The organism is Gryllotalpicola protaetiae, assembly GCF_003627055.1.
Lineage (GTDB): Bacteria > Actinomycetota > Actinomycetes > Actinomycetales > Microbacteriaceae > Gryllotalpicola > Gryllotalpicola protaetiae.
Genome location: NZ_CP032624.1, coordinates 565935 through 578533 on the forward strand (window position 1 = coordinate 565935; position 12599 = coordinate 578533).

The following is a 12599-nucleotide window of genomic DNA, read 5'->3' on the forward strand; positions in this document are numbered from 1 at the left end:
CTTCGGCGGCGCGCGGCCTCGCGAGGGCCCACTGGGCCCTCGCGCCGTGGAGGCGTCCGCTTACGCGAACGCCTCCACGGGCGGGCACGCGCAGAAGAGGTTGCGGTCGCCCCACGCCTGGTCGATGCGGCCCACCGGCGGCCAGTACTTCGTACGTGCCTGCGCCGGGCCGGCCGGGTAGACCGCGAGCTCGCGCGAGTAGGCGTGCGCCCACTCCCCCACGATCGCCGACTCGGCCGTGTGCGGTGCGCCGTGCAACGGGTTGTCATCGGCCGGCCACTCGCCGTCGCCGACGAGCCGCGCCTCGCGCTCGATCGCGATCATCGCGTCGATGAAGCGGTCGAGCTCGCCCTGGTCCTCCGACTCCGTCGGCTCGACCATCAGCGTGCCCGCCACGGGGAACGACATGGTCGGCGCGTGGAATCCGTAGTCCACCAGCCGCTTGGCCACGTCGTCGACGCTCACGCCGGTCTCGGCGGAGAGCGTGCGCACGTCGAGGATGCACTCGTGCGCGACGAGGCCGCCCTCGCCCGCGTAGAGCACCGAGTAGTGCTCGCGCAGGCGCACTGCGACATAGTTGGCGGCGAGCACCGCGGACCCCGTCGCTCGGGTGAGGCCCTCGAGCCCCATCATGCGCATATAGGCCCACGAGATCGGCAGGATGCTGGGCGAGCCGAACGGCGCAGCCGAGACCGGCGCGCCGCCATGCGGCAGCCCGACGTGCGAGTTCGACTGGGCGAGCGGATGCCCAGGCAGGAACGGCGCCAGATGGGCCTTCGCCGCCACAGGGCCGACGCCGGGCCCGCCGCCGCCGTGCGGGATGCAGAACGTCTTGTGCAGGTTGAGGTGCGAGACGTCGCCGCCGAAGCCGCCGAACGCCGCATAGCCGAGCAGCGCGTTGAGGTTCGCTCCGTCGACGTACACCTGGCCGCCGGCCTCGTGCACGGCATCCGTGATCTCCACCACGTCGTGCTCATAGACGCCGTGCGTCGACGGGTAGGTGATCATGAGCGCGGCGAGGTCGTCGCGGTTCGCCGCGATCTTGGCGCGCAGATCGCCGAGGTCGACGTTGCCGTGCTCATCGGTCGCGACGACGACCACCCGCAGACCCGCGAGGACGGCGGACGCCGCATTGGTGCCGTGCGCCGACTGCGGGATCAGGCAGACGGTGCGCTGCGTGTCGCCGCGCGAGTCGTGGTAGCCGCGGATCGCGAGCAGCCCAGCGAGCTCGCCCTGGCTGCCCGCGTTCGGCTGCAGAGACACCGTGTCGTAGCCGGTCAGCTCGGCGAGCCACGTCTCGAGGTCGCCGATCAGCTCGAGGTAGCCGGCGACGTCGGATGCCGGGGCGAAGGGGTGCAGCTGCGCGAATTCCGGCCACGTGACCGCGGCCATCTCGGTCGCGGCGTTCAGCTTCATCGTGCACGAGCCGAGCGGGATCATGCCGCGGTCGAGCGCGTAGTCGCGGTCGGCGAGCTGCTTGAGGTACCTCATCATGGCGGTCTCGGAGTGGTACGAGTTGAACACCGGGTGCGTGAGGTAGCCCGAGGTGCGCTCAAGCGCCTCGGGGAACTCGCGCACCGAGTTCGGTGCGAACACGGTGACGCCGCCGTCGGTGCCGTAGAAGCCGCGCCTCTCGATCACGTCCCCGGGCTCGGCACCCGGTGCGAGCACGTCGAGCAGCAGCTCCCAGACGGCGCCGGGGTCTTCCGCCACGGCCTCGTCGATGCTGACCGACACGGTCGTCGCGTCGACCTTCCAGACCAGCACGCCGCGCTCGTGCGCCGCGGCGACCGTGGCGTCGGCATCCGCCACCCGCACCCGGAAGGTGTCGAAGTAGGCGGGCGTGACGATCTGCGCGCCGCGGGCCTCGAGGTCGCGCGCGATCGCCGCAGCCGTCGCGTGCACCCGCGTCGCGATCGCGCGGATGCCGCGCGGACCGTGGTAGACCGCGTACATCGACGCCATCACGGCGAGCAGCACCTGCGCGGTGCAGATGTTCGACGTGGCCTTCTCGCGGCGGATGTGCTGTTCGCGCGTCTGCAGCGTGAGCCGGTACGCGGGCTTGCCCGCCGAGTCCTGGCTGACGCCGACGAGACGACCGGGCAGCTGCCGCTCGAGCCCCGTGCGCACCGCCATGTAGCCGGCGTGCGGGCCGCCGAAGCCCATCGGCACACCGAAGCGCTGCGAGGAGCCGACGGCGATGTCCGCCCCGAGCTCACCCGGTGGGGTGATGATCGCGACGGCGAGCAGGTCCGCAGCGGCGATGGCGAGCGCGCCCCGATCGTGCGCGGCGGTGAAGACGGATGCCGGGTTCCAGACGAGCCCGGAAGCACCCGGGTACTGCACGAAGACGCCGAAGAACTCGCCGAGCCCGGCCGGGTCCGCGTCGGCGAGGCGCACGGTCTCGAGCTCGATGCCGACGGCCGCCGCACGGCCCGCGAGCAACGCATACGTCTGCGGGAATGCATCGGCGTCGACGAGGAAGCGGCTCGACTTCGACTTCGAGGCGCGGCGCGCGAGCAGCATCGCCTCGACGACGGCGGTCGATTCGTCGAGCATCGACGCGTTCGCGATATCAAGGCCCGTCAGGTCGCACACGGCCTGCTGGAAGTTGAGCAGCGCTTCGAGCCGGCCCTGCGAGATCTCGGGCTGATACGGCGTGTATGCCGTGTACCAGCTGGGGTTCTCGAGCACATTCCGCTGGATGACCGCCGGGGTCAGCGTGCCGTAGTAGCCCTGCCCGATGAGCGATCGGTTCACGGTGTTCCGCCCGGCCAGCGTGCGCAGTTCGGCGAGCGCGGCGCGCTCGGATGCCGCTTGGGGAATACTCGATGAGCCGGTCTGCGCGGGCAACTGGATCGAGGCGGGCACCGCGGCCCGCACGAGCGCGTCGAGGCTCTCGTAGCCGACGGCGGCGAGCATCGCCGCGGTCTGCTCGGCATCGGCCCCGATGTGACGATCTGCGAACAGGCCCCTGCTCACTTGCTGGTCAGCTCGTCGTAGGCGGCGGCGTCGAGCAGTTCCGGCAGCTGCGTGAAGCGCACCTTGATCAGCCAGCCGGCGCCATACGGGTCGGAGTTCACGAGATCGGGGCTGTCGACGACAGCCTGGTTCGCCTCGACGACCTCGCCGTCGATCGGGGCGAACAGCTCCCCGACCGACTTCGTCGACTCGATCTCGCCGACGACCGCCGCTGCGGCGACCGCCGTGCCCTCCGCGGGAAGGTCGACGAAGACCACGTCGCCCAGCGCCGCCTGGGCGTAGTCGGTGATGCCGACGGTCGCGACATCGCCGTCGACGAGCACCCATTCGTGCTCTTCCGTGTACTTGAGGTTCTGCGGTGCGGCCATGGCTAGTTGCTCTTTCGCTTGTAGAAGGGCAGGACGGTGACGGTGTACGGATGCTTGGTTCCGCGCACCTCGACGGTGACGGCGGTTCCCGGTTCACGGTAGGCAGGGTCGACGTAGGCCATCGCCACCGGAACGCCGAGCGTGGGCGAGAGCGCGCCTGAGGTCACGACGCCGATCTCGCTCGTGCCGTCCTCGGTGAAGACGGCGTAGTCGGCGCGGGCCGCACGGCGCCCGTCGCCGGTGAGGCCGACCAGCACCCTGGCATCCGCCCCCGGCCCCTGCTCGCTCGCCGCGCGCCCGACGAAGTCGCCCGGCTTGCCGAGGTCGACGACGCGGCCGAGGCCGGCCTGCACGGGAAAGGTGGTCGCATCGAGCTCGTGGCCGTAGAGCGGCATGCCTGCCTCGAGCCGCAGCGTGTCGCGTGCGGCGAGGCCGGCCGGCAGCAGGCCGAACGGCGCACCGACCTCGGCGATCGTCTCCCACAGCTCCTTCGCGAAGTCAGGGGCGCAGAACAGCTCGAAGCCGTCTTCGCCGGTGTAGCCCGTGCGGGCGAACAGCACGGGGTGCTCGCGGAACAGCCCGGCGACGGCACGGTAGTAGCGCAGCTCGCGCAGCGTCTCCGGCACGTCTTCCCCGTCGGGGTGGCCGCCCTCGATCGCGAACCCCTCGACGGCGAACAGGATCTCGAGGGCGTTGGGTCCCTGCACCGCGATCAGCGCGACGTCGTCGCTCTCGTCGAACACCTGCGTGGCGAAGCCCTCTGCGCGCTCGTGCAGCGCCTCGGCGACCGCCTCGGCGTTCGATGCGTTCGCGACGACGAGATAGCGGTCCTCGCCGGTGCGGTAGACGATCAGGTCGTCGATGACCCCACCCTCCGCGTTCAGCAGCAGCGTGTACTTCGCCTGACCCGGCTTCAGCGCAGACATCCGCCCGCTCACCGCGTAGTCGAGAGCCGCCGCAGCCTCGTCGCCCACGAGCACGATCTCCCCCATGTGGGAGAGGTCGAAGAGGCCGGCCGCTTCGCGCACGGCGCGATGCTCCGCGAGGTCGCTCGAATAGCGCACGGGCATCTGCCAGCCGGCGAAATCGGTGAACTGGGCACCGGCCGCGTTGTGCACCTCGGCGAGCGGTGAGACACGATCAGACAAGAGTTCTCCTAGTGAAGGAAGGAACTCCCCCTCTGTATCTGTGCCTGAGAGATTCGCACCGCACTCAGTGCTTTCACCGTCGGCGGAGTTCGAGACTCGCTCTTCAGAGTGGCCAGCCTGCCGCGGTACATGTACCTGAGAGATTGTCGGGGAGGATTGCTCCTTCGGTGCTGCGCGTCGTGAATCGGAACTGCGCAGCTCTCCCGCGGCGGCCTGAAGGCCCGATATTCGGTTGAGTGGTGCTGCGGCCAGCGTACCGGATGTCACCGGTCGCCCTTAGCCTTTGGAAATGACCCTCACCGCGCAGGCACCCGCCGGCATCGACGCGCGCTCGAGCCGCGTCATCTGGCTGCTGCTCGGCGCGACCTTCGTCGTGATTCTCAACGAGACGATCATGGGCGTCGCGATCCCCCACCTCGTGGTCGACCTGCACGTCTCCGTCGAGCTCGCGCAATGGTTGACGACGGTGTTCATGCTGACCATGGCGGTCGTGATCCCCGTGACGGGGTGGCTGCTGCAGCGGCTCGAGACGCGGCCGGCCTTCATCCTCGCCATGAGCTTCTTCTCTGCCGGAACGCTGCTCGCCGCCGTCGCGCCGGGCTTCACGGTGCTGCTGATCGCGCGCGTCACGCAGGCGTGCGGCACCGCGATCATGATGCCGCTGCTCATGACCACCATCATGGAGCTCGTGCCGCCGCACGAGCGCGGTCGCCTGATGGGCCGCGTCTCGACGGTGATCTCGGTCGCGCCGGCGATCGGCCCGACGATCTCGGGCTTGGTGCTCAACTACCTGTCCTGGCGATGGATGTTCCTGATCGTGCTGCCCATCGCGGTCGCGATGCTCGTGATCGGCATCCTCAGCGTCGAGAACGTGAGCCCGCCCGAGCCCGCGCCGCTCGACGCGCTGTCCATCCCGCTCGCGGCGCTCGGCTTCGGCGGGTTGGTCTTCGGGCTCGCGCAGATCGGCGGTGCGACGGATGCCTCGGGCGGAAGCAGCGCCGACGTGTGGGTCATGGCGGTGGCGCTCGCGGTCGGCGCCGTTTCACTCGTGCTGTTCGTGCTGCGGCAGCGACGCCTCGGAAGGCACGAGCGCGCCCTGCTCGACTTGCGGCCGTTCGCGGTGCGGAACTTCACCGTCTCGGTCGCGCTGATGGTGGTCATGATGGTCGCGTTCTTCGGCACGATCATCGTGCTGCCGATCTACATGCAGACGGTGCTGGGCTTCGACTCGCTGCTGTCCGGGCTGCTGCTGTTGCCGGGCGGCCTCGTGATGGGCCTGTTCGCGCCGCTGGTCGGTCGCATCTACGACCGGCGAGGACCAGCGGTGCTGCTGGTGCCGGGTGCCGTGATCGTCTCGCTCGACCTCTGGTTCCTCGCGCTGTTCGCCACCGAGCACACCTCGGTGTGGGTCGTGCTGGCCGCGCACATCGTGCTGAGCTTCGGGCTCTCGCTGATGTTCACTCCGCTGTTCACGGCAGCGCTCGGCTCGGTGACGAAGCACTTCTACTCGCACGCGAGCGCCATTGTCGGCACCGTGCAGCAGGTGGCGGGCGCGATCGGCACGGCGGTGTTCGTCGCAGTTCTCGCGGCGGTGACCCTGTCCGCCGCGAACGGCGGCGCGGCGGCGCAGCCCGCGCAGGCCGCCGGGGTGCGCGCCGCGTTCCTGATCGGCGCGATCGTGTCGCTCGGCGCTGTCGCCGGGGCGTTCTTCGTGCGGCGGCCGGCGGAAGAGGTGAGCTGAGCTGCTCAGGGGAATGATTCGGCGATGCCGCGCAGCTTCTCGGTGTAGGCGGCCCACCACGCGTCGTCGTGATCCGGCAGGTTCGAGAGCCTCGGATTGATCCCGACCCGGCTGTCGACGAGCTCACGCAGGATGTCGGCGTGGCCTGCGTGCCGCGCGAGCTCCTGCAGGTGATGCACGAGCACCCTGTGGAGCGTCGGCCGCTGCTTGTCGGCCGGCCACCACGACACGAAGCCGACATCGCCGAGCGAGAGGGCGTCGATCGTGGCATCCGCATGCACCCATGCCCGCTGGTAGAACGCGATGACGTCGGCGATCGACTCGTCGGGCGTCGCCCAGAAGTCGTCGTTGTCTTCCGCGGCGTCGAAATCGGAGAGCAGCGGGTCTGTCGCGGGGCGGCCGAACACCTCGCCGAAATACCCGTACTCCACCCCGGCGACGTGCTTCACAAGGCCGAGCAGGTTCGTGCCGGTCGGTGTCATGGGCCAGCGCGCCTGCCGCTCGCTCAGGCCCTCGACCTTCCAGACCAGCGCCTCGCGCTGGCGCTGCAGGTAGGACTTCAGGGTCTGCTTCTCGTCGTCGACGTCCCGTTCTGCTGCCATGGCGCAACGCTACGCGCGAGCAGGCCGGTGAGCGCGGTCGCCACGAGCTCGCGCACTGCGACACGGTAGTCGAGCTGCATGGCGGCGAGCTCGGGGTCGCGCGCGTACGCCTCGGCCATGCCGGGCGATGGCCGGCACATGCCCCAGGCGCCGCCGATCGCGAGATTGACGGATGCGGCGAGCGCGATGCGGCTCGCATCGGGAAGCTCCCCCAGCCGTGCTTCGACGAGCCCGACCAGACGCATCGCCTGTGCGTAAGCCCGGCGCTTGTAGTCCGCGGCGATCTCGGCCGACACGTTGTGCTCGAGGACCACGGCCGAGGTGGCGACCAACTCGGCGAGCATGGGGCGGGCGGCGATCGTGCGCGAGATCACGTCGGCGATGCGCTCGAGCTGAGACGCGGTGTCGGCCGGAGCATCCGACTGCACCAGCTCGCCCTCGACCTCGTCGAGCCAGCTGCCGTACTCGGCGTCGAGCAGGGCGAGCAGCACGGCTTCGCGCGTCTCGAAGTACCGCAGCACGTTCGACTTGGCGAGGCCGACGCGGCGGGCGAGCGCGTTGAGGCTGAGGTCGGCGACGCGGGTGCCGTCGCCGAGCACCTCGGCGGCGGTGGCGAGAATCGCCCTTCGACGCATCGCCCGCTGCTCGTCGCTGCGCGCCCGTGCGAACTCGGCAGTCATGAACCCTCCAGACAAAAGACCGTCGGTCTGTTATTGTGGCCACAACAGACCAGTGGTTCTATTATCCCAGACAGGAGCTCCCTCATGTACTACGACGTGCCTGCGCAGAACGGGCGACGATTCGTCGTGACCGGGTCCAACAGCGGCACCGGGCGCGAGGTCGCCCGACGGCTTGCGCGCGCGGGCGCCGAGGTGATCATCGCCGTGCGCACGCCGGCGAAGGGCGAAGAGGCCGCGGCGGCGATCAGGGCGGAGGCGCCGGGCGCGCTGCTCGAGGTGCGCCGGCTCGATCTCGCCTCCCTCGCGTCGGTGCGCGAATTCGCGGCATCCGTCGTCGCAGACGGCAAGCCCCTGCACGTGCTCGTCAACAACGCGGGCGTTATGGTGCCGCCGCAACGCATCGAGACGGCCGACGGCTTCGAGCTGCAGTTCGGCACCAACTTCCTCGGCCCGTTCGCGCTCACCAACCTGCTGCTTCCGAGCCTGCTCGCGACCCCGGGCGCCCGCGTCGCGACGATGTCGAGCGGAACGGCCAACTTCGGCCGCATCCGCTTCGATGACCTGAACTGGACCCGTCGCCGCTTCTCGCCGCAATTCTCTTACGCCCAGTCGAAGCTCGCCGACCTGCTGCTCGCGCGGCAGCTGGGCGCCGTCGCCGCCGACCGCGGCTGGGATCTGCTGAGCACGAGCGCGCACCCCGGCTACACCCGCACGAACCTGCAGACCGCAGGCCGGAACCTCGGCCGCGGCACGGACAGCCAGCTACCGCCGATCCGCCGCACCCTGCTGCCGTCGCAGGGCGTCGAAACCGGTGCGGAGCCGCTGCTGTTCGCGGCGACCTCGCCCGCGGCCGAGCAGGGCGCCTACTACGGGCCGGGCGGCCGACTCGGTCTCGTGGGTCCGACGAAGCAGGCGAGGATTCCGCGCTCGGCGCGCTCCCTGGCGGCCGCCGCACGCCTCTGGGAGGTCGCCGAGGAGCTGACCGCCACATCGCTGCCTGCATAATGTCTGCGGGCATGTGAACGACCACATGCCCAGTGAGGCACCCCGATGAGCTCCCCAGAGTCCGCGCGCACGCGCGCCCCGAACATGCGGGACGTCGCACGTCTGGCCGGGGTCTCGTATCAGACAGTGTCGCGGGTGCTCAACAATTCCGAGGCCTTACGGCCCGAGACGCGCGATCGGGTGCTCGCGGCGATGGAGCAGCTGCACTACCGCCCCAACCGAGCGGCCAGGGCGCTCAAGACCAGTCGCTCGCGCACGATCGGGGTGCTCGCCTCGGTCCGCACGAACTACGGGCCGGCGCTCACCATCCAGGCGATCGAAGCGGCGGCAGCCGTCGAAGGGTTCTACGTCAACACCGCGCACCTCAGCGAGATCGACGAGGAATCCGTGACGACAGCCGTCGACCGCCTCATCGACCAGGACGTCGAGGGGCTCGTCGTCATCGCCCCGCAGCAGCGCGTCTTCGAGACGCTCGCGACCCTCGCCGACCTGCCGCCCATGGTGACGCTGCGCTCGGGGCTCGACGGCGACCCGCAGGCGCTCTGGGTCGATCAGGCCGCCGGTGCCCGCGCGGCCACCGCGCACCTCGCCGATCTCGGCCATCAGTACATCCGCCACCTCGCAGGCCCCCAGGACTGGATCGAGGCGGATGCCCGTATGCAGGGCTACCTGCTCGAGCTCTCCGACCGCGAGCTGCCGACGCTGCCGCCGATCCGCGGCGACTGGACCGCCGAGTTCGGCTATTTCGCCGGCCGCCAGTTGATCGCGGCGAACGACGCGACGGCGTTCTTCTGCTCGAACGACGAGATGGCCCTCGGCGTGCTGCACGCCGCGCACGCGCTGTCGGTGCGGGTGCCGGAGGACATCAGCGTGATCGGCTTCGACGACATCCCGGCAGCAGAGCACTTCTGGCCCCCGCTCACGACCGTGCATCAGGACTTCGCGGAGCTCGGCAGGCGATGCGTGCAGATGCTGGTGAAGGGGCGCGACGACGACACCGTCGACGTGCAGCCGCATCTCGTGGTGCGGCGCTCCAGCGGACCGGCGCGACGCGCCTAGGACGCGCCTCGGTTTGACAACGCACAGACAGTTCGGCTTATGATCTGCTCCGGCCCGAATGTGATCGTTCACATGGAGCTCAATGAGGAGTGAAAAACAGGTGAGCAACCCGACCACCATCTTGGAGATGCGCTCCATCACCAAGGAATTCCCCGGCGTCAGGGCACTGTCCGACGTCAGCATCACCGTCGCAGCGGGTGAGATCCACGCGATCTGCGGCGAGAACGGCGCCGGCAAATCGACGCTCATGAAGGTGCTCTCCGGCGTCTACCCGTTCGGCACCTACACCGGCGACATCGTCTACCAGGGCGAGGTCGTGCAGTTCTCGAACATCAAGCAGTCCGAGGAAGCCGGGATCGTCATCATCCACCAGGAGCTGGCGCTCATCCCCGAGCTCTCGATCACCGAGAACCTGTTCCTCGGCAGCGAGATCGGCAAGCGCGGCGTCATCGACTGGACGCAGGCGCAGATCCGGGCGCGCGAGCTGCTCGAGCGCGTCGGCCTCGACGAGGACCCCGACACCCAGATCAAGAACATCGGCGTCGGCAAGCAGCAGCTCGTCGAGATCGCGAAGGCGCTGCACAAGAACGTCAAGCTGCTCATCCTCGACGAGCCGACCGCCGCTCTCAACGAGACCGACTCGCAGCACCTGCTGAGCCTCATCGTCGGGCTCAAGGAGCGCGGCGTGACCTCGATCATGATCAGCCACAAGCTCAACGAGATCGAGCAGGTCGCCGACGACATCACGATCATCCGCGACGGGCGCACCATCGAGACCCTCGACGTGCACACGGGGGTCGACGAGGACCGCATCATCCGCGGCATGGTCGGCCGTTCCCTCGAGAGCCGCTTCCCCGACCGCACGCCGCACATCGGCGAGGTGTTCTTCGAGGTGAAGAACTGGTACGTCCAGCATCCGCTCGATTCGTCCCGTCTCGTGTGCAAGGACGAGAGCTTCACCGTGCGCCGTGGCGAGATCGTCGGATTCGCCGGACTGATGGGCGCCGGTCGCACCGAGCTCGCGATGAGCCTGTTCGGCAAGAGCTACGGCACGTGGCTCGGCGGCCAGGTGCTCAAGGACGGCCGCGAGCTCAGGCTCGGCAGCGTTCGACAGGCGATCGACGCAGGCATCGGCTACGTGAGCGAGGATCGCAAGGCGCTCGGCCTCAACCTGCTCGACTCGGTGAAGCGCTCGACGGTGTCGGCCGACCTGCGCAAGATCTCGCGCGGCGGGGTCGTCGACTCGCTCAAGGAGTACGACGTCGCCGAGCAGTACCGCAAGCTGCTGCGCACCAAGGTGCCGACCGTCGAAGAGGGCGTCTCGAAGCTCTCCGGCGGCAACCAGCAGAAGGTCGTGCTGTCCAAGTGGATGTTCACCGACCCCGACCTGCTGATCCTCGACGAGCCCACCCGCGGCATCGACGTCGGCGCCAAGTTCGAGATCTACCGGATCATCCAGCAGCTCGCCGAGCAGGGCAAGGGCGTGATCCTCATCTCCTCGGAGCTGCCGGAGCTCCTCGGCCTCTCGGATCGCATCTACACGATCTTCGAGGGCTCGATCACCGATGAATTCGTCGCCGCCGAGGCGAATCCCGAAAACCTCATGCGCAGCATGACCAGCAGCAAGAAGGACGCACTGATCTAGATGAACCAGCTCCGTCAACTCTTCGGCGGCCGAGGCACGAGTGCCGGCCAGTACGGGATGATCGTCGCCCTGATCCTGATCATCGCGATCTTCGAATGGGCGACCCACGGGCTCACCCTGAACCCGACGAACGTCATCAACGTCTTCCAGCAGTACTCGTACATCCTGATCCTGGCGCTCGGCATGGTCATGGTGATCATCGCCGGCCACATCGACCTGTCGGTCGGCTCGATCGCCGCCTTCGTCGGCATCATCGTCGCCCAGGCGATGAGCCAGTGGCACTGGTCGTGGTGGGCCGCGATCATCCTCGGCCTGGTCATCGGCGCGCTCGTCGGTGCCTGGCAGGGCTTCTGGGTGGCCTTCGTCCGCGTCCCCGCGTTCATCGTGACCCTGGCCGGCCAGCTGATCTTCCGCGGCGCGAACCAGTGGATCGGCAACTCGACCTCGGTGAGCGTCCCCGAGTCGTACCAGACCATCGGCAACGGCTTCATCCCCGACTTCGGGCCGAACACGGGCTTCAGCAACGGCACGCTGCTGCTCGGCCTGATCACCGTCGCCGCCCTCATCTGGATCGAGGCCCGCGGCCGCGCCAAGCGCCGCAAGATGGGCGCAGAGCTGGTCCCGATGTGGGTGAGCGTCGTGCGCACCGGCATCCTCGTCGCCGTCACCCTGTTCGCGACGTACCTCTTCGCCGCGGGCTCGGCCGGCACGAGCTTCCCCGTCGTCGCGATCATCGCGGGCGTCCTCACGATCCTGTACGGCTTCATCACGCGGAACACGATCTTCGGCCGCCAGGTCTACGCAGTCGGCGGCAACGCCAACGCCGCGGCACTGTCGGGCGTCAGCATCCGCCGCGTCAATTTCTTCGTCATGGCGAACATGTCGGTGCTCGCCGCGATCGCGGGCATGGTCTACGTCGGCTACGCGGGCGCCTCAGGCCCGGCGGACGGCACGGGCTGGGAGCTCGACGCCATCGCCGCGGTGTTCGTCGGCGGCGCGGCGGTCTCGGGCGGCATCGGAACCGTCGCCGGCTCGATCGTCGGCGCGCTCGTCATGGCGCTGCTCCAGAACGGCCTGCAGCTGATCGGCGCCGAGTCGAACCTGCAGCAGATCATCCGCGGCCTCGTGCTGCTCGCCGCCGTCGCCTTCGACGTCTACTCCAAGACGCAGGGCCGCCCGTCGCTCATCGGCGGCATCATGCGCGGTCTCGGCATCGGCCGCGACAAGACGAAGACGGATGCCGGCGAGCCGACCGCCGCCGAGCAGCCCAAGTCGATCGACGACCAGTCCACCGTCTCCCTGCCCTAATCCCGCAGGAGAACCACCGGGCGGCCCACAACGCCGCTCACGCTCGAAGAAGAGAAAAGGC

10 protein-coding genes and 2 riboswitches are annotated in these 12599 nt (G+C 69.1%); of the genes, 5 read left to right on the forward strand and 5 right to left on the reverse strand.

What is annotated here, in order from left to right:
- Positions 1-60 precede the first annotated feature (60 nt).
- From gcvP to gcvT, 3 genes are read right to left on the reverse strand one after another with little or no spacing between them, the layout of a single operon-like run.
- Positions 61-2922, reverse strand: coding sequence for an aminomethyl-transferring glycine dehydrogenase (gene gcvP, locus D7I44_RS02830; protein ID WP_245980191.1), 2862 nt, complete (start codon positions 2920-2922; stop codon positions 61-63).
- 56 nt (positions 2923-2978) lie between these two features.
- Entirely contained in the window at positions 2979-3350 is a 372-nt protein-coding gene (gene gcvH / locus D7I44_RS18450) for a glycine cleavage system protein GcvH (RefSeq protein ID WP_220093818.1), read from the reverse strand.
- A 2-nt stretch (positions 3351-3352) separates the two neighbouring features.
- The gene (gene gcvT, locus D7I44_RS02835; protein ID WP_120788098.1) at positions 3353-4498 is read right to left on the reverse strand and encodes a glycine cleavage system aminomethyltransferase GcvT; all 1146 of its coding nucleotides are present in this window, start codon (positions 4496-4498) and stop codon (positions 3353-3355) included.
- Positions 4499-4523: 25 nt separating this feature from the next.
- Positions 4524-4610: riboswitch (glycine riboswitch) on the reverse strand.
- Position 4611: 1 nt separating this feature from the next.
- A riboswitch (glycine riboswitch) is annotated at positions 4612-4714 on the reverse strand.
- Positions 4715-4787: 73 nt separating this feature from the next.
- Between gcvT and D7I44_RS02840 the strand changes: the two genes are divergently transcribed.
- Positions 4788-6239 carry a DHA2 family efflux MFS transporter permease subunit gene (locus D7I44_RS02840; protein WP_120788099.1) on the forward strand — a complete coding sequence of 484 codons (1452 nt, stop codon included), beginning with the start codon at positions 4788-4790 and terminating at the stop codon, positions 6237-6239.
- A gap of 5 nt (positions 6240-6244) precedes the next feature.
- On the opposite strand, the gene D7I44_RS02845 is transcribed toward D7I44_RS02840, so the two are convergent.
- Both D7I44_RS02845 and D7I44_RS02850 read right to left on the reverse strand, forming a co-directional pair.
- Positions 6245-6841, reverse strand: coding sequence for a DinB family protein (locus tag D7I44_RS02845; RefSeq protein WP_120788100.1), 597 nt, complete (start codon positions 6839-6841; stop codon positions 6245-6247).
- Positions 6799-7521, reverse strand: a complete 723-nt coding sequence (locus D7I44_RS02850; RefSeq protein WP_120788101.1) for a TetR/AcrR family transcriptional regulator — start codon at positions 7519-7521, stop codon at positions 6799-6801. Before D7I44_RS02850 ends, D7I44_RS02845 begins: the two co-directional genes overlap by 43 nt.
- 84 nt (positions 7522-7605) lie before the next feature.
- Between D7I44_RS02850 and D7I44_RS02855 the strand changes: the two genes are divergently transcribed.
- The 4 genes from D7I44_RS02855 to mmsB all read left to right on the forward strand — a co-directional run bounded on the left by D7I44_RS02855 (position 7606) and on the right by mmsB (position 12538).
- A complete protein-coding gene (locus D7I44_RS02855) occupies positions 7606-8526 on the forward strand; it encodes an SDR family oxidoreductase (RefSeq protein WP_120788102.1) in 921 nt (306 codons plus the stop codon).
- Positions 8527-8571: 45 nt separating this feature from the next.
- A complete protein-coding gene (locus D7I44_RS02860) occupies positions 8572-9585 on the forward strand; it encodes a LacI family DNA-binding transcriptional regulator (protein ID WP_120788103.1) in 1014 nt (337 codons plus the stop codon).
- A gap of 127 nt (positions 9586-9712) precedes the next feature.
- Positions 9713-11230: a multiple monosaccharide ABC transporter ATP-binding protein gene (gene mmsA / locus D7I44_RS02865; RefSeq protein ID WP_281271685.1), complete on the forward strand. Its 1518-nt coding sequence runs from the start codon at positions 9713-9715 to the stop codon at positions 11228-11230.
- Positions 11231-12538 (forward strand): multiple monosaccharide ABC transporter permease, encoded by a 1308-nt coding sequence (gene mmsB, locus D7I44_RS02870; protein ID WP_120788105.1) that lies wholly within the window; start codon positions 11231-11233, stop codon positions 12536-12538.
- Positions 12539-12599 lie beyond the last annotated feature (61 nt).